General features: G+C 44.8%; 25 protein-coding genes. 20 read left to right on the forward strand and 5 right to left on the reverse strand.

What is annotated here, in order from left to right; all coding sequences use genetic code 11:
* Positions 1-3: 3 nt before the first annotated feature.
* The 6 genes from ACFYU8_RS23805 (at position 4) to ACFYU8_RS23830 (ending at position 7978) form a co-directional block, all read left to right on the forward strand.
* Positions 4-1812 carry a response regulator gene (locus ACFYU8_RS23805; protein WP_390304444.1) on the forward strand — a complete coding sequence of 603 codons (1809 nt, stop codon included), beginning with the start codon at positions 4-6 and terminating at the stop codon, positions 1810-1812.
* 184 nt (positions 1813-1996) lie between these two features.
* Entirely contained in the window at positions 1997-4684 is a 2688-nt protein-coding gene (locus ACFYU8_RS23810) for an S-layer homology domain-containing protein (protein WP_390304446.1), read from the forward strand.
* Between the two features lie 99 nt (positions 4685-4783).
* Complete coding sequence (locus ACFYU8_RS23815; protein WP_390304448.1) at positions 4784-5305, forward strand: SUKH-4 family immunity protein; 522 nt, start codon at positions 4784-4786, stop codon at positions 5303-5305.
* A gap of 118 nt (positions 5306-5423) precedes the next feature.
* Positions 5424-6047, forward strand: a complete 624-nt coding sequence (locus ACFYU8_RS23820; RefSeq protein ID WP_390304450.1) for a hypothetical protein — start codon at positions 5424-5426, stop codon at positions 6045-6047.
* Between the two features lie 432 nt (positions 6048-6479).
* A complete protein-coding gene (locus ACFYU8_RS23825) occupies positions 6480-7064 on the forward strand; it encodes a hypothetical protein (protein ID WP_390304452.1) in 585 nt (194 codons plus the stop codon).
* Between the two features lie 17 nt (positions 7065-7081).
* Positions 7082-7978 carry a nucleotidyl transferase AbiEii/AbiGii toxin family protein gene (locus ACFYU8_RS23830; RefSeq protein WP_390304454.1) on the forward strand — a complete coding sequence of 299 codons (897 nt, stop codon included), beginning with the start codon at positions 7082-7084 and terminating at the stop codon, positions 7976-7978.
* Between the two features lie 174 nt (positions 7979-8152).
* Here ACFYU8_RS23830 and ACFYU8_RS23835 read toward each other — a convergent pair whose 3' ends face one another.
* Entirely contained in the window at positions 8153-8584 is a 432-nt protein-coding gene (locus tag ACFYU8_RS23835; protein WP_390304456.1) for a DUF1259 domain-containing protein, read from the reverse strand.
* A 52-nt stretch (positions 8585-8636) separates the two neighbouring features.
* On the reverse strand, positions 8637-8993 hold the full coding sequence (locus ACFYU8_RS23840; protein WP_390304458.1) for a DUF1259 domain-containing protein: 357 nt from the start codon (positions 8991-8993) through the stop codon (positions 8637-8639).
* A gap of 1 nt (position 8994) precedes the next feature.
* Between ACFYU8_RS23840 and cdiI the strand changes: the two genes are divergently transcribed.
* From cdiI to ACFYU8_RS23865, 5 genes are all read left to right on the forward strand, one after another.
* Entirely contained in the window at positions 8995-9393 is a 399-nt protein-coding gene (gene cdiI / locus ACFYU8_RS23845; protein WP_390304460.1) for a ribonuclease toxin immunity protein CdiI, read from the forward strand.
* Between the two features lie 5 nt (positions 9394-9398).
* Positions 9399-9815, forward strand: coding sequence for a hypothetical protein (locus tag ACFYU8_RS23850; protein WP_390304462.1), 417 nt, complete (start codon positions 9399-9401; stop codon positions 9813-9815).
* A 225-nt stretch (positions 9816-10040) separates the two neighbouring features.
* Positions 10041-10493, forward strand: a complete 453-nt coding sequence (locus ACFYU8_RS23855) for a Dps family protein (protein ID WP_007726053.1) — start codon at positions 10041-10043, stop codon at positions 10491-10493.
* A 290-nt stretch (positions 10494-10783) separates the two neighbouring features.
* Complete coding sequence (coaA, locus tag ACFYU8_RS23860) at positions 10784-11722, forward strand: type I pantothenate kinase (RefSeq protein WP_390304464.1); 939 nt, start codon at positions 10784-10786, stop codon at positions 11720-11722.
* A 24-nt stretch (positions 11723-11746) separates the two neighbouring features.
* Complete coding sequence (locus ACFYU8_RS23865; RefSeq protein ID WP_390304466.1) at positions 11747-12199, forward strand: 2-thiouracil desulfurase family protein; 453 nt, start codon at positions 11747-11749, stop codon at positions 12197-12199.
* Between the two features lie 59 nt (positions 12200-12258).
* On the opposite strand, the gene ACFYU8_RS23870 is transcribed toward ACFYU8_RS23865, so the two are convergent.
* The gene (locus tag ACFYU8_RS23870) at positions 12259-13782 is read right to left on the reverse strand and encodes a glycine betaine uptake BCCT transporter (protein ID WP_390304468.1); all 1524 of its coding nucleotides are present in this window, start codon (positions 13780-13782) and stop codon (positions 12259-12261) included.
* 94 nt (positions 13783-13876) lie between these two features.
* Entirely contained in the window at positions 13877-14749 is an 873-nt protein-coding gene (locus ACFYU8_RS23875) for a LysR family transcriptional regulator (protein ID WP_390304470.1), read from the reverse strand.
* A 168-nt stretch (positions 14750-14917) separates the two neighbouring features.
* On the opposite strand from ACFYU8_RS23875, the gene ACFYU8_RS23880 reads away from it, so the two are divergent.
* The 3 genes from ACFYU8_RS23880 to ACFYU8_RS23890 all read left to right on the forward strand — a co-directional run bounded on the left by ACFYU8_RS23880 (position 14918) and on the right by ACFYU8_RS23890 (position 18080).
* Positions 14918-16198, forward strand: a complete 1281-nt coding sequence (locus ACFYU8_RS23880; protein ID WP_390304498.1) for an NCS2 family permease — start codon at positions 14918-14920, stop codon at positions 16196-16198.
* Between the two features lie 80 nt (positions 16199-16278).
* Complete coding sequence (locus ACFYU8_RS23885) at positions 16279-17673, forward strand: competence protein CoiA (RefSeq protein ID WP_390304472.1); 1395 nt, start codon at positions 16279-16281, stop codon at positions 17671-17673.
* A 17-nt stretch (positions 17674-17690) separates the two neighbouring features.
* Complete coding sequence (locus tag ACFYU8_RS23890) at positions 17691-18080, forward strand: VOC family protein (protein ID WP_390304474.1); 390 nt, start codon at positions 17691-17693, stop codon at positions 18078-18080.
* Positions 18081-18162: 82 nt separating this feature from the next.
* Here the strand turns inward: ACFYU8_RS23890 and ACFYU8_RS23895 are convergent, their stop codons facing one another.
* Positions 18163-19224 (reverse strand): hypothetical protein, encoded by a 1062-nt coding sequence (locus tag ACFYU8_RS23895; RefSeq protein WP_390304476.1) that lies wholly within the window; start codon positions 19222-19224, stop codon positions 18163-18165.
* 347 nt (positions 19225-19571) lie between these two features.
* On the opposite strand from ACFYU8_RS23895, the gene ACFYU8_RS23900 reads away from it, so the two are divergent.
* The 6 genes from ACFYU8_RS23900 (at position 19572) to ACFYU8_RS23925 (ending at position 25115) form a co-directional block, all read left to right on the forward strand.
* A complete protein-coding gene (locus ACFYU8_RS23900; protein ID WP_390304478.1) occupies positions 19572-19985 on the forward strand; it encodes a nuclear transport factor 2 family protein in 414 nt (137 codons plus the stop codon).
* A gap of 37 nt (positions 19986-20022) precedes the next feature.
* Positions 20023-20436 (forward strand): nuclear transport factor 2 family protein, encoded by a 414-nt coding sequence (locus tag ACFYU8_RS23905; protein ID WP_390304480.1) that lies wholly within the window; start codon positions 20023-20025, stop codon positions 20434-20436.
* A gap of 52 nt (positions 20437-20488) precedes the next feature.
* Entirely contained in the window at positions 20489-21373 is an 885-nt protein-coding gene (locus ACFYU8_RS23910; protein WP_390304482.1) for an alpha/beta fold hydrolase, read from the forward strand.
* 235 nt (positions 21374-21608) lie between these two features.
* Positions 21609-23189: an acetolactate synthase large subunit gene (locus tag ACFYU8_RS23915; RefSeq protein WP_390304484.1), complete on the forward strand. Its 1581-nt coding sequence runs from the start codon at positions 21609-21611 to the stop codon at positions 23187-23189.
* Between the two features lie 346 nt (positions 23190-23535).
* Complete coding sequence (locus ACFYU8_RS23920; RefSeq protein WP_390304486.1) at positions 23536-24132, forward strand: TetR/AcrR family transcriptional regulator; 597 nt, start codon at positions 23536-23538, stop codon at positions 24130-24132.
* Between the two features lie 302 nt (positions 24133-24434).
* A complete protein-coding gene (locus ACFYU8_RS23925) occupies positions 24435-25115 on the forward strand; it encodes a queuosine precursor transporter (RefSeq protein ID WP_106839114.1) in 681 nt (226 codons plus the stop codon).
* The last annotated feature ends 134 nt before the right edge of the window (positions 25116-25249 follow it).

Below are 25249 nucleotides of genomic sequence, written 5' to 3' on the forward strand. Positions count from 1 at the left end.
GGTTTGTTAGATATCGTAAAACAATGGGCCTGGTATGACTGGGTGATGTTTTTTTTACGTCTAATCGTTTGCTTTTCACTCACCGTTACGACTGTAAATTTTGGAGATTATCTCACTCTGCCCTTATGGATTGTTATAATTTGGGAAATGATGGTTTTTTCCGTCCCGTGGATTTGTTTAATGCTGAGCTATCGTTACTATCTGATAGCAGAAATGCTCTTGTTTGGCGGATTATCGCTTTATCTCACGTCTATGTTTCCGGAGGCGTACCTTACTTTATTGATGCCAGCTTTTTTGATTGCCGCCAATAGTGCGGAGAAATCGTATCGCTGGTCGGCTCCCATTACGATTGTTTTCCTTCCACTGCTGATTGTGCTTTTTTCGCGGGGAATTGATGTGTTCGAGATTTTTCCGCAAGTCGGGCTTGCTTATGTGATCGGGTTTGCCTTTCATTTGCTCATCGTCAATCATCGGCAAAATGAAATTATTCGCAAGCAAAACAGTGTGCTGGAGCAGTACCTCACCCAAATCGAGAGAGTGACGCTGCTGGAGGAACGGGACCGACTCTCCAAGGACCTGCATGATACGATGGGGCATTCCTATGTCTCGATCATCATGGGGCTGGAAACCTTGCGTCCGGATGTAGCGTCGCAGGAAGGGACGCAAAAGCTCGACTCCCTCTTGCAGGTTGCGCGAAATGGCATGAAGGAAGTGAGAGGGTACTTGCATCAGATGGGGTCACCGCAAGAGACGCTTCCCTTGGTACATTCGCTGAGGCAGCTTGCGGAGGAGTTTCAGACACATGCAAAGGTGAATGTGCGGTTTCGTGCGATCGGAGAAGAGTATCCTGTTGGTAAGCAGGTGAAAATGACCTTGTTTCGCTGCTTGCAGGAATCTTTGACCAATGCGGTACGCCACGGGCATGCTACGGACATCGTCGTTTCTCTGTATTTTGAGCCGCAACAGACGAGGCTGGAAGTACAGGATAACGGTCACGGGGTGGAAAATTGGAGGGATGGCTTCGGGATCACGACGATGAAAGAGAGGGCAGCTCATTTGCAGGGAAGAGTATCCGTATACTCAGAGCGGGGAGAAGGAACAATCGTTACCTGTTTTGTGCCGAGGCTGGTAGAGAGCGCGGATGAAATCATTCGTTTGTTTATCGTAGACGATCACTCGTTTATTCGGGATAGCTTGCGCATCATACTCGAGGGACAGCGAGACCTGCGGGTAGTCGGGATGGCCGAGGATGGGGCGCAGGCTGTGGAGCTGTGTGAGGAGCTAGAACCAGACCTAGTGCTGATGGACTTGGAGATGCCGAATATGGACGGGATCACTGCGACAAAACGAATAAAGGAAAAATGGCCCGGTATTCGTGTCCTTGTCCTGTCTACGTTTCAAGATACTGAAAAAGCCAAGGAAATCATGCGCAGTGGTGCAGACGGCTATCTCTTGAAATCGATTGAATCACGCGAGCTTGCGGAAACGATTCGCCTCGTCCATCGCGGTGGTACGATGATTGCACAAGACCTGCTTCATAAAATGCTGGATTCACAGCCAGCAAACGAACAGGAAGATTTGCTCGTTGGACCGAAAGCAAGCGAAAAAGACGAGAATTTTTATGGTTTAACGAAGCGGGAGCGGGAGATTTTGCAGATGCTTTCCCAAGGCATGCGCTATAAAACGATCGCTTCCAAGCTGTATTTGTCAGACGGGACAGTGCGTAACTATGCGTCGGCTCTGTATGACAAGCTCGGTGTGCGGAATCGGGATGAGGCGGTACAAAAAGGGCAAGAGGAAGGACTTCTGTAACGTAGGATAGCCAGGGAGAGTAGGCCCTGGCTTTTTGCTTTTCCTATCGTTTTCACGTGGAGGATGCATTCTGCTAAAAATAGCTAGTTCATTGTAAATATTTCTTGTTCTGTTAATATAAAGCGTGGTGAAAATTATGGAAATCAGAGAGACAGAGCAAGGAGAGTATTGGTGGAGGACTACAATGAAACGATGGATGGCAGCATTGTTAAGCCTGGTGTTAATCCTAACGGCTCAATCTCATACGGTTCAAGCCAATGGGGACGACATAAGAGTCGATTATGAACAGCAATATACACGTATCGGGGAGGATTACCATATCCTTAACGATAATGTGCTTTTGTCGAAAAAAGATGGAACGGTATGGACTTGGTATATCCATGGCCATCCTCTTAGTTCTTCAGATCCATTCTATCAGGCCAAGATGGTACAAGTTCCGGGCTTGCAGGATGTGAAGGAGATGACAGTCAATAAGAAGTCGGCGAGGGGTAACTATATTGTTAACTACGTTGCCCTAAAAAAAGACGGAACTGTGTGGTATTGGGACGCGGACCCCGGCACCGTTCTTGACACTAGTCCTACTCGTGCTCCGAGACAGATCAAAGACTTGAAAAATGTAACTTCACTAGTCGCCCATTATAAGGGTGCCTACAAGGTCTTGTTCGTATTAAAATCAGACGGTTCTGTATGGAGTTTGGGAAGTGGAATAGGCATCACGAAGGGTGGCTCAACCATTCCAGTCCGAACAAAGCTGCTAGATGATGTCGTATCCTTAAAAATGGCTAACGGCGTCGTATTCGCTGTGAAAACAGACGGGTCAGTTTGGAGATGGAAGGCAAATTCGTACCTTCCGAATAATCGCTCGAAAAACAATAGTCCAGAGCAGATGAACGGATTTGCTGATATCGTCAAGATAGAGCCGGGCATTTCTACCAGCTATGCCTATATGAAAGATGGCACGGTCTTGTCTTGGTCAACTGCTGACACGAAAAAGTATCCCTTGTATTTGCATGCAGCAAAAGACGCGCGTACGATGGTCCAATTGGATTCCATGAAAGATCGGAATATCGACGAAGCTTATGCCTTCCGAGAGGACGATCAGCTTTGGTCAGTGGACAACAACGATAAAGTTTTCCCAGAGCTTACGGACATCGCTTCCATACACCATGAGGACGTTTCTTCACAAAAAAGGTATTACTATGTATTAAAAAAGGATCAGACTTTGTGGGCTTGGGCAGATTCGATTGCCTTGCCGAAGCTAGTTGTTTTCACGGATGAAACGGTAGCTCGTAATCGTCCAGTAAAAGCAGACAAACCGACTGGCGATCGTTCTCGGACAACAGCCCAGCCTGCGATACGAACTTCGCCAGAAATTAGTCTTTACCCATATATCACGATGCTGCAACCTGGCGCCAAACAGTCCATTGCGGTAAATAATTTGCTTCCCGGGACAACAATGACTTACACCATTGACGACCCGAGTATTGGAACCTTATCGAATGTGAAGGGCACACAGGTCATAAAGGCTAACAAGCCTGGACAGACCATTGTACGGGCAACTGCAAGCAGAGCTGGTTTTCCTGACGTGACTGCTTCCTTTTTGTTGTACGTCGTCGACAGCAATACGTTGTCCGAGACATATTACTCGGCCGTCCAATCGGTACCTGTCGCTGATAGACAGCGGCCGTTTATAGTGGAAGGACTGACACAAGCAGGAGAGCTTGTTATTACAGCGGCAAGCAGCGAAAAGCCGGAGCTTGTGAATGACCAACTCGTCATCACTCCCGAGTTGATTGACCGCGTAGCCGACAATACGCGGAAGGCTAAGACTGCGGTAGAGCAGATAATAACGGATAACAAGATTGCTCTTGCTAGAGAGTTAGTCGTGAATGGTGAAATTTTGTCTTTGCCTAAACAAAAAGGTTTTACAGTCAAACTGTATAAGGATAGCTTACTCAATCGTAAGGATATCGACTATCTCACCGTTCAAGCGGGAGATGCAAAGCTGGTGTTTAATCTTGCGACTGTAAATCGCCTGTTCCAGTCGCACTCGGTTATTGTTATTCTCCTGGTCGAAGACAATAACGGTCGATATCGCGTACAATTTTTAGATGAACAAGGGCAGGAGCTTTCGAATGTGCCAAGCAACATAGGGATCATTCTTCCTGCCAATCAGGCGGACGCGACGCATAATAGTGTCTTCTATACGAATGGGAAAATCACGCAGCCTATCGGAGGCAAGTTCAATCCGTACAATAACGGCATGGAAGCCGAAATAAACCGTTCTGGAACGTATTTCTTGGACGATAATGCAAAAACGTTTCCTGATGTTGACAATCGCGATCCTGAGTTACAGCAAGCCGTACAATTCCTGGGATCGAAAGGAATCGTAACCGGGAAAGAAGATGGCAACTTTGAGCCTGATTCACCGCTTACCCGTGCTGAGTTCACGGCGATGCTTGTAAGAGCTTTTTACGCTTTGGACGAAACGGCGACGGAGAGTTTTTCAGACGTGAATCCGCCACAATGGCATGTTCCATTTATCGCTTCATCCGAAAAAAAGGATATCGTCAAAGGTTACCCGGATGGCACGTTTAGGCCGGATCATACCATATCCCGGGAAGAAATGGCTGCGATCGGCGCAAGATCATTACATGAAAAGAAAAATTATTTTTACCCTTCGAATACGGAGGACTACTTGAGTCAATTTACAGACCAACACACGATTTCCGACTGGGCGAGACCAACGATGGCTTTAGCTGTGAAGCAGCGCTTGATCGATGTTCCTGCGAATAAACAGATTAGAGCTGGCGAGGCTGTCACGCGCGGGGAAGCTGCCCGAATGCTGTATCGATTATATTTGCAGCTTTGATACTGTTAATAACGCGATCAACTTTCAAAGGCTCATTCCAACCTGACTATAGGGAGGAATGAGCTTTTTAAAATAATTGAGGACAGGAGAAGTGAGAGCATGGACTTTGATATTCGAGAGATCCGCGATTATTATGACTCGGAAGTGCAAGATTATGATTACAATGAATTAATAAGCCTCGGTATAAGCCAGGATAATGCTGACTTTATGGTTAGTATTGGAGTTCCAGAGGAATATAATGATTTTGTATTCTATGGAACGGAGACTCTTCAAAAAACGTTGATTGAAGGCGTACCATTTATTACTATCGGTCATTATGCGTGCTTCGGTATGCGTAATTCGTATGGACTGTACTTAAACGAAGGTAGCGATGGGCTTTTCACTACTTCCTCCCTTCATGAACCTCAACTTTATATGCTGAATAAAAACTTGAGAACATTTTTCTTGTTCTATTTAATAAAAAATGAAGTGGCAATGAAAATGAGACAACAAGGTGAATATAATTCATACAAATACGCGTGTGAGCTGCGTAGGTTGTTTGAACAAATCGATCCTGCACCAATGAAGGATGTTGAAAGTTACTGGTCACATCTGGTAGAAGACTATGAAACTGGGTTATGAAACAGGACGAATAATTTGACAGGTATTTTCAAAAAGTTGTATATTGAACTATCAAATGTAAACTCCTATATACATAAGCAACTCTTCTATCTAAAACTCCACGAGGAGGTATGACACGATGGAAATGTCTATCACAAGAGGTCTGTCAGAATTAAAACTACTCGATAAAAGAATCCAAAAAGGAATCAATGAAACGACTTTTATGTCTTCCGCAATTGGACCTAAGCCAGTAACTGGTTATACGTCAACAGAACTGTATGTGGAAACGACAGAGCGAAACTACCAATCCGTTGTTGATTTAATAAAAAGAAGACAAAAAATTAAGTCACTGATCGTCGAGTCCAACGCAAAGACGATGGTAACGATTAGCGGCAAGAGAATGACAGTGGCCGAAGCAATCGAGCGAAAAACCTCCATTCAATATGAGAAATTACTGCTGGAGAAAATGAGAAGAGATTACAACCATGCTGTCACGCAGGTTGAAGCGAAAAATGAAGAAGTACAGCTGCGATTGGAAAAGTTGCTCGAAGCGAACTTTGGAAAAGACTCCAAGGTGAAGGATACCGAAATGGATGCGATCTCCAAACCGTTTAAAGAGCAAAATGAAGCGAAGCTCGTAGACCCATTGAAGTTGAAAGAGAAAATGGATACGCTTAGTAAAGAAATCGATGAGTTTGAGTGTGAAGTCGATTTTATCTTAAGCGAATCCAATACGATTACAAAGATTCATCTTGTGGATTAACAGTGTGATTTGCTAGTCATTTGAATAGCTGATAAACGAGAGTCCCTTGCCTAGTGGGTTAACTAGGCCCATCCTAAATTACTTGGAGCACTTGAGGATGAAAGCTCAAAGATTAGAGCTCAGCTTTCAAATCTTACGTGTCAAAGCTCTTTAGGCTCAAAGGTTAGGACTTAGGCTTTAAGACTCGATGAAATCTTGGGGCATTGGTCAAAAAAAGTACACTCTCCGGACTTTTCGGCAACCACCAAGCTAAATGGTTAGCAACTAGGACTCATTCGAAGTAGAGATATGTTGAGAGAAGATTCTCAGCGTACCTCTACTTTTTTATTTATAAACGAAACGGTTAAGAGATAGAAAAGATATGTCGATACAAATAGGAAGAAAAGGAAATAAATTGATTGTGCAATACAAGGAAAGTTAGGGAGTGAAGCAATGGAATTTGAGTTTCATGTTACCTTCAACGATCTACAACTTGATGAAAAGGAAGCTTTTATCGATCTCTGCCAATCGGAACAAGTGAAACCGGTCATGATCGTCTTGGATCAGGGAAATTACATCAATCAACCGATGATAACAGGTGTAATCAACCGTGTGGATTTTCATGAAGCTAATAAAGAGATGGAAAAGATTGCAGCTACGTTTCAAAACAATGGATTTACCATCGTCCGAAAAAAAGTAGAGATTTCTCCAAAGGAAGAAACGTATTTTCACCAGCCCATCATAAAAAACTCGACGCCTTACTTCGAATGGCATGGCAAAGTACAGGTCGATGATGTCGCCGCGTTACGAAATTTATGTGAGAGTCATGGTGGACATATTTCGAGAAACTCTTTGAATGTGAATGGAAAAGTGAGATTTATCACTGTCCGAGAATATGAGAGCCCGAAACAGTTTTACGATCGGGTAGAAACGATACATACCATTTTGCAAGCAAATCAGATCGGGCTAATCAAAGAACAATATGAACTATGCATTTATGACAGCCGCGAAGAACTGGACAGCGGCTGGATTTCCTAATTGTTAGATGGAGGATCATGATGATTACGTATGATGATGTAGCAGAGTTGGAATATGAGGCGAGAGAGCTCGTTGTTTTGGAAGCACTGTTGAGAAGAATTGCTCTAGTGAATATGCCCTTTGTATTAAAAGGCAGCCTTCTAACCAGACAATATTTGGACAACCGAGAGATTCGGGACGTGGATGATATCGACCTGTTGTATGTAGGGAAGATTAGAGACGTTGAACATGCGCACGAGACCTTTACCAATTGGATGATTCAGGTGACTGAACTGGATTTGAACGACGGCATCGTGTTTAGAAGTTTTCGGGAAAATGCATTTTGGCGATGTATCGACTATGCCATGGCGGATGACTTTCCGACGATAAATACCGATATCGCCTATTATTTCCAAGGTCAAACAAGAGACGCAGATCAGTATAACGAGCTTTCTCTGGATATTTCGTTTAACTTGGAAATGGAAAAAGAGCCGGTTCCTCTAGAGTATCGCCCATTCTTTGGAGAAAGCTTCCTGGTTCCGTACACCGTACCGCTTTCCATCCAGATTGCTTGGAAACTTCATCAAACCATTGTGAGACCGCGGTTTAAAGATCTGTATGATTTAAAGTTTCTGTTATCACACACGTCCTATGACAATGAAGCCCTTCAGGAAACATTACAAGCCCTCGTCAACGAATGCAGTATCGATCCATCTGTTAAAAAAGCGGATATGAAAAAGGTGATCGTTGATGATTTACATCACATATACGATTCATTATCCTACGATTACGACTTGAGAAAATATGCTGGCAGCATGGAGCGTGGGCTCTATTTTACGCAGTTTGTCACTGAGTTGCGTAAAAAGATGGATTTTGCCGGGATTAATGGGTATGCGTTTGAAAGTTTACCAAGCCCGACACCAAAAAAATTGTAACAGGATAGGAAGTAAAGTAGGCATGTTCCGTATCCACTCATAAATGAAACAGCGGTTACCTAAGACCTGAAAAAAGTCTCATACTACTACCACGTCTTTAGCTGCCGCTGTTTTCTGTTATTGGTTCAGTCTAGAACATATTTTCCAAGGCATCGTACTATTCAATACCTATGATTAACCCAAAAAAGGAATAGAACGCTTCACTTTCCTGGCGAATGCAATGGGATTATCAATCGACTCCCAATGAATATACATAAGACGCGGGTTTTCAAAGAGCCAGTGATTATGGACTGCTGTTACCTTTATCCCGTTTTTGCGAAGGTTTGACAGCAAACGATTTACTTGGTTTTGGAAGAGAGCTGTTTCCCCTAAACATAGTGCACGTCCTGAACTGTTCAAGGATTCGAATGAGAACAGTTGATAACGGACCAATGGGGATTTGGTTCTTCTGCCTAATATGGAAGCGTTGAATATTCTATTTCTGGAGACGAAACAAACTGGACCTTTTGTAATTTCATGCTCTGTTCCACCTGAAATGGCTGAAAATCGGTTACATAGTCTTCTAAACTGGGGACTTGCTTTTGCTTTTGCCTTTACTTTGCCCATATCCGTCATCCTTTCGATTATGATGAAAATAAAACTTCATGGCTCCACCATGTTAACCTAAGAATGCGATGGACTCTTTGGTTTTCCTGGCAAATACGATAGGATTCTCTATGGCTTCCCAATGCATATACATTAAGCGCGGATTTTCTTTTAGCCAGTGGTTGTGAAGTGATGTCACTTTAATCCCACGTTTGCGGAGATTAGACATCAAACGGTTCACCTGATTTTGGTGAACGGCAGTCTCGCCCAAACAAAGGGCACGACCCGACCTATCAAGGGATTCAAACGAAAACATTTGAGCTCGAACTAAAGGGGAAAGCGTTCGTCTTCCCAAGATTGTTTCTCGAAGATTTGTAAGCCGCATAGCTATGTGAAAGGGCTTGCAAACAAAAAATGAGAGAAGGGTCAAGATGGCCTTGGAGAGTGAAATGGAAATGTTATTACATTCGGATGACTTATTTCAAACAGAACACGCACCCGTACAGGATTTAGTGAACGTTTGTTATTTAATAGGCTCTTTTAAAGATACAGTGAAGTATATAAGCACAGGGATTGGCTTTGGCACAGATATAGGAGGCTTTACATTTTGGAGTGACCTAGATGGATTTGATCAGTCTTTTTATGAAGAGGAATTCATCGGTATTGAGGTAGAATTTGGGAGTGAGACAATCATCGTTGATTACGTAATTCTTTATGATTATTTCAGGATAGCAGCGAAGAGATATGTGGAAAAAAGACCGCACGACAGGAAAGAGCTAGAAGTGTATTTGGAAGACATGAGAAAAAACTTGAATATTGAATTGAGGTGACCAGCATGTACAAAGAATTAGATGTTTTCATAACAGGCTGCCAAGATACTGTTGATTATTGGTATGACGTTGGCTGCATAATAGCGTCTGACATGCTAGCGAAGTTCAGCAAAAAGGATTGGGAAGACCTGTCCAGTCATGTGCTGATGAAACCGTTAGAATGGCAGCGAAAACTCGCGTACTGTATGGACAGTTCTTGTAACGAGTATGAACTGAATATTCTACTATCGTTGCTGGATACGGATGATGAGGAACTTTTCGTGATCTGTGTTGATACGTTGAGAAGCTATACGACTCTAGAAGGGAAACAAATGATACGTGACAATCCTGCCATGCTCGTTCGCGTAAATAAATTGCTTCCTAGAGCTGGCGTTGCGACTAGGGGAGTATTAGAGGATTTTCTTGTGAAAATACATGGCTAAGTTAGCTTCATTTATTGGGCTGCTAAATCGCAATAGGATGGAGAAATGACTAATGAACAATCCCTCATACGCGGAGCTTGTTGAATAAGTACGTAATCAAAAATTTGATGCGCTCTGTTTCGTCCGGCCTGTAGAAAAGATGAACTGACATGAAAAGAATAGGAACGCCCGATTCCCCACATACTACAAACGCTATATCTATACCATGAGAGGTGGAGCGTCCGGATGAGTATGACAATGAGTCGGCCCGTGACCGACGTACTTAATAAACAGGTTGCCAACTGGTCTGTGCTGTATATGAAGCTGCATCATTATCATTGGTTTGTCAAAGGCCCGAACTTCTTTACCTTGCATGAAAAATTTGAGGAGCTATATAACGAAGCTGCCAAAAATGTGGACGAGCTCGCGGAGCGGCTATTAACGGTTGGGGGTAAGCCTGTTTCGACGTTGAAGGCCTGTATGGAGCAGGCTTCCATTAAAGAAGCGACAGGTGGAGAGTCTGCGGATCAAATGGTAGAGGCAGTCGTGAGCGATTTTACACTCCTGATCAAGGAGCTGAAAGAGGGGATTACAGCCGCGGAAGCTGGGGACGATGAAGCGACTGGTGACATGTTCTTAGGGATCATGGATAGCTTGCAAAAGCATGTGTGGATGCTGCAAGCTCACTTGGGAAAATAACGAGAAATTCTTTTATAAGCAAAGCTGATGCCATGGGGTATCGGCTTTTTTCTTATGTGTTCATGAAGGCAAAGTGCAGGGCTGGTCTGATTTGGGACAACACCCTTGTTCCCAAGAAAGACATGCTGGTGTAAACTAATTTTGTGCACGTATAGGAAACCTTAAAGGTTTCCGGCACGCATAGTAACTTTCCTATATAACGCGGTCGCTCCTCCGTGAGCAGGCATCGATAAAGGTTACTTATATGAAATAAAGAAAGCACTTTCATGATGGAAAGGATGTACATTCCCATGGCATCACCCTATGTTACATTTAATCGCGAGCAGTGGAGTGCTCTGCGGGCTTCCACGCCGCTGACTATATCTGATAACGAGCTTTCCCTTTTGCAGGGCTTGAACGAAAAAATGTCCATGACAGAAGTCGCCGATATTTACCTGCCGTTGTCCCGTCTGCTGAATTTGTATGTCGGGGGCACGCAGGAGCTGTACCAGGCAACTCACACTTTTTTAGGGAACCAAGATGGCAAGGTCCCATTCATTATCGGCATCGCAGGCAGTGTAGCTGTAGGTAAAAGCACAACGGCGCGCATTTTGCAGACGCTGTTGTCCCGCTGGCCGAATCATCCGAAGGTCGATTTGGTTACGACAGATGGATTCCTGTATCCGAATAAGGTTTTAGAAGACAGGGGAATCATGAAGCGCAAGGGATTCCCGGAGAGCTATGATTTGCGCCGTTTTATTAATTTTTTATCCGAAGTAAAATCAGGTTTGCCTGAGGTGAAAGCGCCAGTTTATTCCCACCTTGTGTATGACATCGTGCCAGATGAGTGGCAGACCGTCAGACAGCCTGACATATTGATTGTGGAAGGCTTGAATGTGCTGCAACCACCTAAAGGTGACGAAAACGATACGCGCATCTCCGAGGTCATTGTTTCCGATTTCTTTGACTTCACGATCTATGTGCACGCGGAAGAGAAGCACATCCTGCAATGGTATGTGGAGCGGTTCAAGCTACTGCGCCAGACCGCGTTCTCCGATCCATCCTCGTATTTCAAGCGATACGCGAGTCTGTCTGACGAGGAGGCGACTGAGGTAGCCACCGGCATCTGGACGGAGATCAACGGAGCCAACCTGCGCCAAAACATTTTGCCGACGCGTGTTCGCGCTCAATTGATTTTGGACAAGGGGCAGGATCATAGGGTGCAAAGCGTGAAGCTGCGCAAGCTATAGATAAAAAGGTGGGAGACGGTTGTCATGAAAGTGATTAGTGCCTGTTTGATCGGCTGTGAATGCCGTTACGATCAGAAGTCATGCTTGGACCAAGAACTGGAGCAATTGCTACGGGAAGGAAAGGCTATCCCTGTCTGTCCTGAACAGCTGGGAGGTTTGCCAACACCACGACCGCCAGCAGAAATCATCGGGGGTACGGGAGAAGATGTTCTGGATGGCAAAGCACGCATCATAGACGACACTGGCCGAGACGTTACCGAGGAATTTCTGATGGGGGCGAACCAAGCGCTGAAGCTGGCGAAAACGGTTGGAGCCACATCCGCCATCTTAAAAGAGAACAGCCCGTCCTGTGGAAGCTCCTTCGTTTACGATGGCAGCTTTTCCGGGAAAAAAGTGACGGGTGTCGGGCTGACGGCGGCGCTGTTTCGTAGAAATGGGATTGAGGTAACATCAGAGGCGAAGGTATCCAATGAATAACAAAGGGGGACGCGATGGAAGCGTCCCTCTTTTTACGTCCCTCTTTTCGTAACAACTTTTCACAACTCCTTCAACAACCGCTCCAGCTTCTTCTGCTGATCCTTCCGTTTCTTTTTCGCGATTCGGTCTTCTTCCTGCAGTGCCATGACGAGGGAGAAGCACATCAGAACCATGATGACGGTAAAAGGCAGTGCTGCCACAATAGAGGCTGTTTGCAGACCTTCTAAGCCGCCACTTAACAATAGAACGATTGCGATAGCGGATTGAAGGACGCCCCAGGTGACTTTTACCCGATTCGAAGGGTCCAGGTTGCCATTAGAAGACAACATGCCGAGCACGAAAATAGCCGAATCCGCCGACGTGATAAAAAACGTGATAATCAACAAAACCGCAACGACAGCCAGAATGTATCCCATGGGCAACTGCTCCAGTGCGAGGAATAACGCAGTCGAGATGTCCTGTTGCACAGCGGCACCAATAGGCGCTTGATCAAAAATTTCGAGGTGAAGCGCAGTCCCGCCAAACACCGAAAACCAAATAAAGCTCAATAGACTCGGGACGAGCATCACGCAAATGACGAATTCCTTGATGGTGCGACCTTTGGAGACTCGTGCGATAAACATGCCGACGAACGGCGCCCAGGCAATCCACCACGACCAGTAAAACAGCGTCCAGTTGGCTACCCATGTCCCTTGTGAAAACGGGGTTAGCCGCAAGCTCATTGAGATGAGATTGTTCAAATAACTGCCCAGCGTGCTGGTGAAGGCGTCAAAAATAAACGAGGTTGGGCCCAATACGAGCGTCAACAGGAGGAGCAGCAAGGCCAATACCAGATTCGTATTGCTCAAATACTTGATACCCCGATCCAGTCCTGTCGTAGCCGAGAGCAAAAATAGCACGGTAATAATGGAAATGATCACGATTTGGACGGTGGTGTTGGACGGCAATCCAAAGAGGTGAGACAAGCCTCCATTTATTTGCAGAGTTCCAAGGCCAAGTGAGGTTGCGACACCGAATGCCGTGGCGATGACAGCCAGAATATCGATCCCTTTTCCGATCGGTCCATGTATGCGTTCACCTAGCAGCGGACCAAAGGTGGAGGAAATCAAGCCCTTCGCCCCTTTACGAAACTGAAAATAGGCGAGAGCGAGGGCAATGAGAGCATAGATGCCCCAAGGATGCAGTCCCCAGTGAAAAAACGCATAGCGCAGAGCGGTTTGTGCGGCTTCGGTCGTTTGTCCTGCCACACCTGCTGGCGGAGAGAAGTAATGAGAGATGGGCTCCGCTACTCCCCAAAAGACAAGACCAATCCCCATCCCAGCAGAAAACAGCATGGCAAACCACGTAGGCAGGGAATATTCCGGCTCGTCATCGTCACTCCCCAAAGGGATTTGTCCGTATCTGCTAAAGGCAAGGAAGATGCAGAAGATAAGAAAACCGAATGTCACGATTAAGTAAAACCAGCCAAAATTCGTGGTGGTCACTTTCAGTACATGAGAAGCCGCAGAGGCGAAAAGCTCAGGAGAAATCGCGCCGAACAGCACAATGACAAATACAATGGCCAAGGATATCAGGAAAGTCATCTTTATCCTCCCGGGAATCTACAAGAAATGGTAATAGTTTATCATCCCGCGGGATTTCCAAGATTATTCCGGGTGTGATGGCCCCTGAATGGAGTTACGATGAAAACGTCTCGATAAACCGATTTGCTGCTTTGGATAGATGGCGTCCAGACTGCCAGACGACAGCAGCGGAAGAATAAATAGAAGTTCCAGCGAGTCGAATCCCACGAATTTGTTCGCTCTGATGGGTCTCCCATGCCGAGATCGGGACGATGGAGGAACCTACCGAGGAGGCGACCATGCTGACGATGAGAGAGATGTCCGGGCACTCGCAGATGACGTGAGGGTCCACGCCTAGACGGGAGAATTCCTTGATAATCAAGTCGTAAATGCCCAATCCTGGCGTGCTCGGCATGATGAGTGGGAGCTCGGCGATCTCGCGCATTTCGATTTCCTGGCGATCGGCATAAGGAGAGCTGGCAGGAACGATGAGCACAAAATCCTCTTCCTCCAACGGAATCATGGTGCAGTTGTTCAACGAGTGGGGGAGGCGCACGATGGCGACTTCTATCGTTCTGCGCTCCAGCCACTGATTGAGGAGCTGTGTATCGCCTTTCCATATTTTATACGTAATGAGCGGATATTTTTGCTGAAACACACGGATTTGCTCTGGAAGGCGGTAGGCAGACAACGCACTGACACCGATGGACAGCGTCCCACGAATGCCTTCACCTGTTTCTTTGACCTCGGAGAGAGCTTCCTCCATTTGATGAACGATATTGAGTGCCTGTTTATAGAGGGTGAGACCCGCTTCCGTCAGCACCATTTGTTTTCCCGAGCGCTCTATGAGCATGACCCCGAGCTCCTCCTCCATTTGCTTCAGTTGCTGACTCAAAGGCGGCTGGGCCATGTTCAGTCTTTTTGCCGCACCCGTTATCTGACCTTCCTCTGCTATGGCGATGAAGTAACGCAGTTGCCGAATATCCACACACAATGCCTTCTTTCCTTACGAGAATGGTTCCATATGAAAACGATATGAAAATTAGATTTTATGGATATTTTTCATATTGATGAAGCTATGATAGCATGTTTCCTGTGAATCTTCACTTCATGGAAAAGACATAAAGGAAAGAAGGGGAATTCCGTGCGTACGTGGATGGAAAAGCTATTTCACTTGCGCGCTTACGACACGACGTTTCAAAGGGAACTCATTGCCGGATTTATTGGCTTTGTCACCATTGTCTACATTGTTGCCGTAAACGCTTCGATTTTAAATGATGCTGGAATACCGATGGAAGCAGGTATTCTGGCGACTGTATTGACGGCATTTATCGGGTCACTTCTCATGGCCTTCTGGGCAAACGCTCCTATTATTCTGGTTCCCGGCATGGGGATCAATGCCCTGTTTACGTTCACGTTATGCCAATCGATGGGCCTCACTTGGCAGGAGGCATTGGCTGCTGTTTTTGTTTCCGGTCTGATCTTTACGGTTATTGCCTTTACAAAGGCGGCGACGATATTGTCCAATGCGATTCCCTCTTCGCTAAAAGAGGCGATTACGGTAGGAATTGGGTTGTTCTTGACCTTCATTGGACTGCAAAAAGGCGGGCTGATCGTCATGAATCCGTCTACGTTTGTCGCGCTGGGTGACTTGTCCAGCCCGCATGTGATCGTCACGCTGATTACTTTGATTGTTACGTTGATTTTGTTTGTTCGCAATGTGCCGGGTAACTTCTTGATCGGAATTGCGGTTGGTACAGGATTTGGATTTTTGTTCGGGATTGTCGAGACGGGTGGGGGAGGATCGTTTTCGTTTGCGGATTACGGAAGTGTGTTTGCGAGTTTTTCCTTTTCTGCCATTTGGGCGTTGCCATTTTGGATCGCGACCTTCTCATTGGCGATGGTCATCGTCTTTGAAAATATTGGCTTGATTCACGGGCATACCTCGATGCTTGGACAACCACAGAAATTTGGCCGTTCGCTGCAAGCCAATGCATTGTCAGCTGCCATCTCTGGAATTTTGGGAACCAGTCCGACAGTTTCGACGGTGGAGACCGCGGCAGGAATCGCAGCAGGGGGACGGACGGGACTGACCGCACTTGTAACAGGTACCTTGTTCTTGCTGTCACTCGGTTTGCTACCTGTCATCAAAATGATTCCGGATGGAGCCATTGCTCCGGTGCTCATCATCATTGGCGCACTGATGCTGCAAAACGTACAGAATATCAATTTGAAGGACTTCTCGGAAGGCTTCCCTGCCTTTTTGATCATCGCGATAATCCCGCTGTCCTACAGCATTGTTGATGGAATTGCGTTTGGATTCGTGGCGTATCCGCTCATGAAGCTCGCATTGGGCAAGCGTCACGAAGTGCCTGCGCTGATGTACGTCATCGCGGGATTGTTCTTGCTGAATCTCATGCTACCGATCTTCGCATAAAGAGTAGTTTACCCTCGACTTCGGTCGGGGTTTTTTTGTCCTCATTTTGAGTGATAGGGTGGGGAGAGGAGGAGTGAAAAGTGAAGGACTGCATACATATGGATGGTTTTCTTGTTGTCCCCGCGAATTTTTCAAAGGAACTGCTTAGAGCTTGGTCAGGAACAAAGATATTCTGTCAACATTGTGGTACTCCTGTATATTATCGTCAAGGGCAATGGGTGACTCCTCACTTTGCTCATGTGGCAAAAAGTTACTGTGATTCTGGTGAACCAGAGACACCAGAGCATTTGGAGGGAAAGAGGGTGCTAAGAACTTGGATGGAACATGTATACCCTCAAAACGTTACTCATCAGGAATTTTATATAAATGAGATTAAACAAAGAGCAGATATCATAACGATTTTTCCAGATGGACATAAACTATGTATTGAGTACCAATGTTCGCCTGTCTCTGAAAACTTACTGAGGAAAAGAATAGAAGGATATGAGAAAGCTAATATATCTCAGATATGGATATTTGGTGAAGAACTATTTAAAACAAGATGGACTAATCGTTTTCGACTGCATGCATGGGAAAAAATAATTTGGAAACGTCAAGGAGTGCTGTATCGATTGAATTCATTAGTCACACATCCTGCCATTAGCTTTATGAACATAGCGAGCATTAAAGGGAAAAAGACCATCGTTTTCTGCAAGGACAAGTTTTATGGTGAAATTCAGAAACTAAAGCTGTTACCCGATGGCAGGATTACAATGAAGGATGGTTCTCCTACGCAAGAACACAAACAGGAAAACATGATACATGTTTTTTCACCAACAAAACAAAGGCTTTGTTTTCAAACTATCCGTAGGAATGCTAAACAACTAAAACTTCGCAGAGAAGAAGATTTTCTTATCAATCCTTTAAGAAATTTTGCGATCACGAGAATTGGTGATCATCTCTCCCATCCATTGTTTAATCAGAAAATTACGGGCGATGAGCTTTTCTTGATTGATCATCGTCTATGGCAAAGCTATTTGTTTTTAACTGAAATTCACAAAGTATATCAAAGAAAGTCAGTATTTGGTAAAGGAATACAAAAACCAAAATTGATTATCAATCACATTCTAATTAAAGATCATAGGTTTCCCGAAAGACCATTTCAAACGGTTCTAAAGCGGTATATCGATCATCAATTCGTAATGGATTTGCATACTCAAAACCATGAAGGACAAGGTATTAAGATGATTCATGAACTTGTTTATGAATATTTTTGCAGATTGGTGAACTTGGGTTTTCTTAAGAATCTTACACCCAAACAAGCACACATATCAGCTGGAGGGAAAATGTTTGGGAAGTTTGAAGTTTTGTTTGACCAATTTTCACCTAATGTTTTTGGCTCTACAGAGAGCGAATTAAAGACTTTTTTTCAGCGTCATCAGCTTCGGTATTTGAAAAACACATGGTTTGATATACGCTTGAATAAGAAATTGTAGTTTAGGGAGGCTTTTCCATGATCCATGAAATGACGTTTCAATTGCGTAGTTCTGATTTCGGCAAAGGACAAGCCTGGTACCAGAGCTTCTTGCAAAGAGAGCCGGATTTTGTTCCGCATGAAGGATTTGCGGAATGGGAAGTCCTGCCTGGTTGCTGGCTGCAACTGGCAGAGGGGACGCCTGCAGAAGGAAGCGGTCCTGTGCGATTTGCCGTGGTCGATATCGAGACGGAAAGAGAAAGACTGGTCAAAGAGCTACAAATCGAGCCGTTTGAGATTTTCCATCGGGAAGAGGTGCCGGTCAAATGGGGGACGTTTGCTGATCCATGGGGGAATTGCATTGGTCTTTTCGAGTACCTCGATACAGCCGAAAAAGAGGAGAAGCAAAAAAGACTTGCGAAGCTGTAGAGAATAAGAGAAAAAGCAAAAGAAAAAGTCCCTTTGCCAATGAGAGAGGCAAAGGGACTTTTCGTGGAGAGATGCGTATTGATTATCGTTTTACCAGCGTAAACGCTTGTTTTACTTGGTCCATAGACATCATCAGAGGGATGAATTTCTTCCCTTCTTTGCTTGCTGGGTCAAATACAGTGTCTTGTGGCAAGCTTGCTACATAAATCGTATTGGTTGCTTGGTTACGCGCAATTTCGTAGCCGACTGGCGGCTCGTCCGGGTTGTTCAGTTTTTTCCAGTCATTCAGGTCCAACTCGGTGATAACTACAACAGGTACACGATCTTCCGCTTTGTCAGCATTGAAGATGAAGCGAGTTACACTCTTTGCTTCTGGCAAGTATTCATCGGCGTGTGGGCCTGTTTTTTCCTCGACAAGGATGTTGCCGTTCCAGGATTTTGGTCCTTTAAAAGCAAAGGCAGAGTCTTGGCTTTTGAAAGTATCATGATAGACTTCGAGTGGTTTTACAGCTGATTCGAAGTTGGCACTCATCAATTCCCATTTGGTTTGGTTCCACTTCCATTTGGATTTCAGGTAGCCGCGAACATCTGCATTGTAATCACCAGTCAGACGCTCTGTGCCTTCCAGTACGTAGAGACCATTTTTGTTGAGATCAATTGGTTTCAATTCTACGAAGTCCGCTCCGACTACACCTGCTTTGTTTTTATCCAGACCTGGCAGGCTGAGCTCGTTCGCTTTTCCATCTTTAATGGTGTAGATGTGATTGGTTGTGTAGCCGCCGCTTCCGCCAGTGCTTGCAGTAACCATGATCTCGCCTTTTTTATCGTAAGTGAAATCTTGAACGGAGAGCTTCGGCTCGTAGCCGTCGTCCTTCACGTCGATGTTAAAAGATTTCTTCGTTTTGCCATCTGTTACTTTGATAGTGAGGTCCTTCACGTATGGGCTGTTTTTCTCTTTTTTCCCGTACAGAACGACTGTGTCTGCGGTCTTGTCACCCGTTACGTCTGCTGTTTTTTTCGTAATCTCTTGCAAGCTTTTTGTTGTAGCAGTTGTGTTGCTTGCATCTGCTGTCAATGCATACCCTCCGGTGAAAAGTACGGAAGTAAGTACAGTTCCTGTTACGAGTTTGTTCAGGTGTTTCATGTGATGAATCTCCTCCCCAGTCTTGCTGACTGATCATGATGTAATGTGTAGTGTGCTGTATCTTGTGCTTGTCCTTGCTACACGTTCATTATGTACGATGGTGTGGATGCGTTGGTTACAGACTATCGACATATATCCTACAAATCAGTAACAGGTAAATGTTAGGGTCGTATACCGCAGCGGAGGATACCCTTCCCAACGCAAATCAGCAATTGAGCTGAGCCACTAGGCAGGATTAATGGACGAGAAAATATTATTTGATTTTAGACAGACCTGTCTGTATACTAAACACCAAGGAGAGCGGATGCTCCTCCACCAATATTCAACAAACGAAGGGAAGATCTACTATGAGCAAAGACATTCGACCACCGTTTACAAAGGAGTCTGCATTGGCAAAAGTGCAGTTTGCTGAGGATGCCTGGAATTCTCGCAATCCGGAGCGGGTATCTTTGGGATACTCCATTGATTCCAATTGGCATAATCGCACAGAATTCTTTACCGGCCGAGAGGCTATCAAGACGTTTTTGACAAATAAGTGGGCTAGAGAGCTGGACTACAAACTTAAGAAGGAACTCTGGTGCTACACGGACAATCGGATTGCAGTGCGTTTTGAGTACGAATATCGTGATGCAAATACAGGTAAGTGGATGCGATGCCATGGAAATGAATACTGGGAGTTTGCCGAGGATGGTCTCATGAAGAGACGGGATATGACGGGGAATGATTTTCCTATCAAAGAGGCGGATTGTAAATTCAAATAATGGTTTGAACTATAAAAAATAAAAAGGATGATAAAAAATGAGTAAAGACATTCGACCACCGTTCACACTTGAATCCGCGTTGGCAAAAGTAAAATTTGCCGAAGATGCTTGGAACTCTCGCGATCCGGAACGCGTGTCACTAGGGTATACCGTTGACTCCAACTGGCGCAACCGCACAGAGTTTTTTACAGGTCGCGAGAATATTAAAGTTTTTTTGACGAAGAAATGGGCAAGGGAGCAGGACTATAAACTCATGAAAGAGCTTTGGTGCTACACGGACAACCGGATTGCGGTTCGTTTTGAGTATGAGTACCGTGATGCAGAAACTGGTCAATGGATGAGATGCCATGGGAATGAGCTTTGGGAATATGATGAAGACGGTCTTATGAGAAGACGGGATATGAGTGGAAATGATTATCCGATAAACGAAAATGATCGGCGTTACAAATAATCCTCGGGAAATAGCAGCGTGTCTCAAAACCACCGGAAATGAGGTGAAAACGATGACAGTATATTACAAAACAGAATTTGTGGATGGTCTCGCAATTTTTTATCGGGAGACTGGGAATCAGGAGAATCCGACGATTTTGTTGCTCCATGGGTTTCCATCTTCTTCTCACATGTACCGCAACTTAATTGTCGAGCTCTCTGATGAATACCATATCATTGCACCTGACTATCCTGGTTTCGGTAACAGTGATCAGCCTTCTATGGCCAACTTTGCCTATACCTTTGACAATTTGGCTACTATCATGGACGCATTTGTCGAGCAGCTCCAATTGAAGAAATACAGCATTTATGTTCACGATTATGGGGCGCCAGTCGGATTCAGATTGGCTGTCAAACATCCAGAACGAGTCCAAGCGATTATCTCTCAAAACGGAAATGCATACGAAGAAGGCTTGCTATCTTCGTGGGCTCCCGCACGGACGTATTGGGAAAATCCGGCAGATGAAGCCTCTATCAACAATGTTTTAGGTCTGCTGAAACCTGAGTTCACAAAACACCAGTATATAAACGGGACACGCACCCCGGAAAAAATCAGCCCAGACAGTTGGAATTTGGACCAATATGTGTTGGAGCGACCTGGGAATAGCGAGATCCAGCTTGCCCTGCTCTATGATTATCAAAACAATTTGATTCAGTATCCGAGTTGGCATGAGTATTTCCGGACCTACCAGCCCCCGATGTTAGTTGCTTGGGGAAAAAATGACATGTTCTTTGGTCCTGATGGAGCGTTGGCTTACCAAAAGGACTTAAAAGATGTTGATGTTCATCTACTCAATACGGGTCATTTTCCTTTGGAAGAAGATTTGGAAATCAGTGTAGCGTTAATCAAGCGATTTTTAGGTGAGCGAATAAAGGAATTGGAAAACGACGTGCAATAAAACCTGAACGGTGACCCGTGGGAAGGCCCCTTTGAAAAACTGGCCCTCTTGCGGGTCCGTTCAAAGATTTTTACAGATTATGATTGAGATGAAACAACTGGAGTAACTCAATAGTCAGCATGTAACAGGCAGAAGCATCACGTAAACTCCAGTTGTATCAACAAATGAATAAAATTGGACTTTGCATACGAAAAATAGATGTAATCCAAGAAAAGGCCAATAATGGAGGAGCCATATGAAAGCGAGCGACCTTGTGGTGCAATGTCTGGAGGCCGAGGGAGTTGAGTACGTTTTCGGCATCCCGGGTGAAGAGAGTATTGATCTTATCGACTCCTTATCGCAGTCATCGATTCAATTTGTAGTTACGCGGCACGAACAAGGGGCAGCCTTTATGGCAGATGTGTATGGTCGACTCACGGGAAAACCTGGCGTGTGTCTCGCTACGTTGGGGCCAGGCGCGACGAATCTGATTACAGGTGTGGCTAATGCTCACTTGGACCGCTCGCCATTGATTGCCATTACCGGTCAGACAGATCGTAGCCGGCTGCACAAAGAATCACATCAAAATATAGATACGATACAATTATACAAAGGAATTACAAAATACAATCAGCAGATTGCATCCGCGCACACAATTCCAGAGATCATCCGTAAGGCGTTTGATCTGGCAACAACCGACAGTTTTGGCGCTGTGCATCTGCAGCTGCCTGTAGATGTTGCTCGGGATACAGTAGTCGGCTCACCACTTCCCTTTGGAAGAAAAGCGAAAGTTTGTCCCGACGAGTCATCGCTGCACACAGCCGCACAGTTAATTATGGAGGCAAAGAGACCAATCATCCTTGTAGGCAACGGTGCAGTTCGTAGTCGAGCTTGGAAAGAAATTCGACAATTAGTAGAGAAAGCGAATTTGCCATTGGTCAATACTTTTATGGCCAAAGGTTTTCTGCCTTTCGATCACCCGCTGAATCTGTTCACAGTCGGCGGTAGTTTCGATCCTGATGGTCTGCTTCCTCTGCACGAAGCAGATTTGGTAATCGCCATTGGATTTGATTTTGTTGAATTTGATTCGAAATTGTGGAACGAGGATAAATCGCGTAAAGTACTGAGTATTAATACCACCTACGCTGAAACTGATGCTCATTTTCCCGTTGAATTGGACCTTGTGGGTGATTTGCGAGAAACGATTAAGGCATTATCGAACCTGTTAAATCGGAGACCCGAACCTGTAGACTATGAGAAGATTCGTATACGTAGAATGAAGAAGTTGCGGGCCATTCCATCGGAACAGGAGCTGCCTCACAAGGTGATGTGGACCTTAAGCAAAAAGCTGCCGAAGGAAAGCATCGTGATTTCTGATGTCGGCTTGCATAAAATCTGGGTATCATTCTGGTACCAGCCAAAACTTCCAGGGCAAACGATTATTTTCAACGGTCTTGCATCAATGGGAGCATCGCTGCCTGGCGCTTTGGCAAGCTGCTTAGTCAAGCCAAACTGTCCTGTTGTTATCATAACGGGAGACGGTGGCTTTCTAATGAATGCTCAGGAGCTCGAGACTGCAAAGCGCTTGGGTCTGAGCTTTACTATCATCATCTTTAATGACCAGCGGTATAGCTTAATAGAGAAGCACCAGTGCAATGCCAATCTAGCGGTTACACAGATTTCTTTTACCAATCCGGATTTTAACCTTTTTGCCCAAAGCTTTGGAGTTGCATACAGGCGTGTTACAAATACAGAGGAGTTTCCTCAAGCTCTTTCAGAGGCATTAGATAGTGGAGAACTGAATTTAATGGAGATCGTTATAAGGAACCCAATATAGAGATAAAATATTCGCAGAAAAAAAGCCGAAAAATTAAATTTGAAATTATATATACTTGTCTGTATAGTAATGGCGTGGAGACAGAAGGATGAGGGGGGGACCAAATAATGAGTGACTTCATTTTAGAACAATTAGCTTCAAAACTTTATTTGACCCAGGAACTCAGCCTTCTAACTGGGATATTAAACCTCCAGCATTGTTAGAGTTGATTGAACTATTTCTTTCACAACAGTTGAGCAATTACTTGGCTTTTCCCTTTACCTTGAGGCAATGCACTTTGCAACGATCAAAAATATTGGGAAATTAATCGTCAACCTTTGCGTTCATTAATAGAGGAGGAGAAGGCATGAGACAAAGAAAAAAAGAGCAAATCCTGGATGTTGCCTCATCCTTGTTTTATAAACAAGGAATTACTGCTACGGGGGTCGATCAAGTTGTAGCAGAATCCGGAGTAGCCAAAATGACGCTGTATAACAACTTTCCTACTAAAGAGCATTTGGTGATAACTTATCTTGAGACAAGAGATTCCCTTTGGAGAAACTGGTTCGAAACTACAGTTTATAAGAAGGAAGTTACCCCGGCGGAGCGTTTGATTGCTCTATTTGATACATTAGAAGAGTGGTTCTTGCAACCTGACTTTCGTGGGTGTTCCTTCATAAATACGGCTGCAGAATTTAATGAACCTACTCATTCGTTTCATCAAGTATCTTTAAGGCATAAATCACTATTAAAAAATTTTATCAAAAAACTTGTTCAAGAAGCTGGAGTACGGGAGGAAGAAGAACTAACCAATGCGTTGTATCTTTTGATAGAAGGCAGCATTGTTACTGCAATGATCGAGGGAAATCACGAAGCAGTTCATCATGCTCGCAGAACGGCTCAGAAGCTCGTAAGTATCTTTCTAAAAGAAGCTTCAAGTGGCGTGGAAGAGGGTATTCATTGAAAATCGGCGGACATCGATTTTCATTAATGCCATATCCATAAAAAGAAACAAGGCGTGTATTTTTGAATCCTCCTGAAAAGGGTAAATTCAGGATGAAATCGACTAGAGGCCTATGCATTGTGATACTGGCCTCTATTAGTACCCATTGATAAGACCATCGCCCTTAGTGATGGCTTTTTTGCTATGAGAACATACTTGTATTCATTGTTGATAAAATAAGAGAATGCAAGTAAAATGATTGAATGCTCAAAACGGGCCGCGGTTCGTAAACTCCCGCGTTATCAAAACTAGGAGGAAATCATATGTTTAATTTTTGGATCGGAGTGCTTTTTGCTCTGGTGAACTTCGGGCTGTTCCTGCTCTGCTACCGATTGTTCGGCAGAATGGGACTGTATGCGTGGATCGGGATGGCTACCGTGCTGGCTAACATCCAGGTGGTCAAAACAATCGAGATGTTCGGCTTGGTCATGACGCTCGGCAATACGATTTATGCTTCTATTTATTTGGTAAGCGATCTATTGAACGAGAAGTATGGGGAAAGAGAAGCGAAAAAAGCCGTATGGTTCGGCTTCTTCACCTTAATTGCGGCAACGATCATCATGCAGCTCGTATTGGTGTTTGAACCACAGGAAACAGATATCGCCCAAGGTTCCTTGCAGACGATTTTTGGCTTGATGCCAAAAGTGGCATTGGGGAGCTTGTGTGCGTATTTTGTCAGCCAATTTGTCGACGTGAAAATCTATTCGTGGTTGAAGAAAAAATGTCCAGGTCGTAATCAGCTCTGGATTCGCAATAACGGAAGCACGCTCTTCAGTCAGCTGCTTGACTCCGTTACCTTTTGTACGATTGCTTTTTTGGGTGAATTCCCGATGGACGTATGGTGGCAAATCCTTTTGACTACCTACCTGATCAAGTTTGTCGTATCGGCAGCTTCGACGCCGTTTCTTTATATCGCACGCAATATGAAAGTAGACGAAAGTTAATTGACAAAAACACAGAAAAACCGCCAAGGACGATGGAGCTGAAGTGACCCCATAAAGTTAGACATGTCATTTAATTAGGCGGCTGCTTGGGCATGAGTGCGGTATTGTACCGGGCTCATGCCTTTTAATTTTGC

Origin of the sequence: Brevibacillus sp. NPDC003359, assembly GCF_042878995.1 — a bacterium.
In the GTDB taxonomy this organism is placed as follows: Bacteria; Bacillota; Bacilli; order Brevibacillales; family Brevibacillaceae; genus Brevibacillus.

Bases quoted from the DNA above. Each gene is read 5' to 3' on its own strand.
- ACFYU8_RS23810 (WP_390304446.1), top strand. From the start codon at position 1,997: ATGAAACGATGGATGGCAGCATTGTTAAGCCTGGTGTTAATCCTAACG.
- ACFYU8_RS23815 (WP_390304448.1), top strand. From the start codon at position 4,784: ATGGACTTTGATATTCGAGAGATCCGCGATTATTATGACTCGGAAGTG.
- ACFYU8_RS23820 (WP_390304450.1), top strand. From the start codon at position 5,424: ATGGAAATGTCTATCACAAGAGGTCTGTCAGAATTAAAACTACTCGAT.
- ACFYU8_RS23825 (WP_390304452.1), top strand. From the start codon at position 6,480: ATGGAATTTGAGTTTCATGTTACCTTCAACGATCTACAACTTGATGAA.
- ACFYU8_RS23830 (WP_390304454.1), top strand. From the start codon at position 7,082: ATGATGATTACGTATGATGATGTAGCAGAGTTGGAATATGAGGCGAGA.
- ACFYU8_RS23835 (WP_390304456.1), bottom strand. From the start codon at position 8,584: ATGGGCAAAGTAAAGGCAAAAGCAAAAGCAAGTCCCCAGTTTAGAAGA.
- cdiI (WP_390304460.1), top strand. From the start codon at position 8,995: ATGGCCTTGGAGAGTGAAATGGAAATGTTATTACATTCGGATGACTTA.
- ACFYU8_RS23850 (WP_390304462.1), top strand. From the start codon at position 9,399: ATGTACAAAGAATTAGATGTTTTCATAACAGGCTGCCAAGATACTGTT.
- ACFYU8_RS23855 (WP_007726053.1), top strand. From the start codon at position 10,041: ATGAGTATGACAATGAGTCGGCCCGTGACCGACGTACTTAATAAACAG.
- coaA (WP_390304464.1), top strand. From the start codon at position 10,784: ATGGCATCACCCTATGTTACATTTAATCGCGAGCAGTGGAGTGCTCTG.
- ACFYU8_RS23865 (WP_390304466.1), top strand. From the start codon at position 11,747: ATGAAAGTGATTAGTGCCTGTTTGATCGGCTGTGAATGCCGTTACGAT.
- ACFYU8_RS23870 (WP_390304468.1), bottom strand. From the start codon at position 13,782: ATGACTTTCCTGATATCCTTGGCCATTGTATTTGTCATTGTGCTGTTC.
- ACFYU8_RS23880 (WP_390304498.1), top strand. From the start codon at position 14,918: ATGGAAAAGCTATTTCACTTGCGCGCTTACGACACGACGTTTCAAAGG.
- ACFYU8_RS23890 (WP_390304474.1), top strand. From the start codon at position 17,691: ATGATCCATGAAATGACGTTTCAATTGCGTAGTTCTGATTTCGGCAAA.
- ACFYU8_RS23895 (WP_390304476.1), bottom strand. From the start codon at position 19,224: ATGAAACACCTGAACAAACTCGTAACAGGAACTGTACTTACTTCCGTA.
- ACFYU8_RS23900 (WP_390304478.1), top strand. From the start codon at position 19,572: ATGAGCAAAGACATTCGACCACCGTTTACAAAGGAGTCTGCATTGGCA.
- ACFYU8_RS23905 (WP_390304480.1), top strand. From the start codon at position 20,023: ATGAGTAAAGACATTCGACCACCGTTCACACTTGAATCCGCGTTGGCA.
- ACFYU8_RS23910 (WP_390304482.1), top strand. From the start codon at position 20,489: ATGACAGTATATTACAAAACAGAATTTGTGGATGGTCTCGCAATTTTT.
- ACFYU8_RS23915 (WP_390304484.1), top strand. From the start codon at position 21,609: ATGAAAGCGAGCGACCTTGTGGTGCAATGTCTGGAGGCCGAGGGAGTT.
- ACFYU8_RS23920 (WP_390304486.1), top strand. From the start codon at position 23,536: ATGAGACAAAGAAAAAAAGAGCAAATCCTGGATGTTGCCTCATCCTTG.
- ACFYU8_RS23925 (WP_106839114.1), top strand. From the start codon at position 24,435: ATGTTTAATTTTTGGATCGGAGTGCTTTTTGCTCTGGTGAACTTCGGG.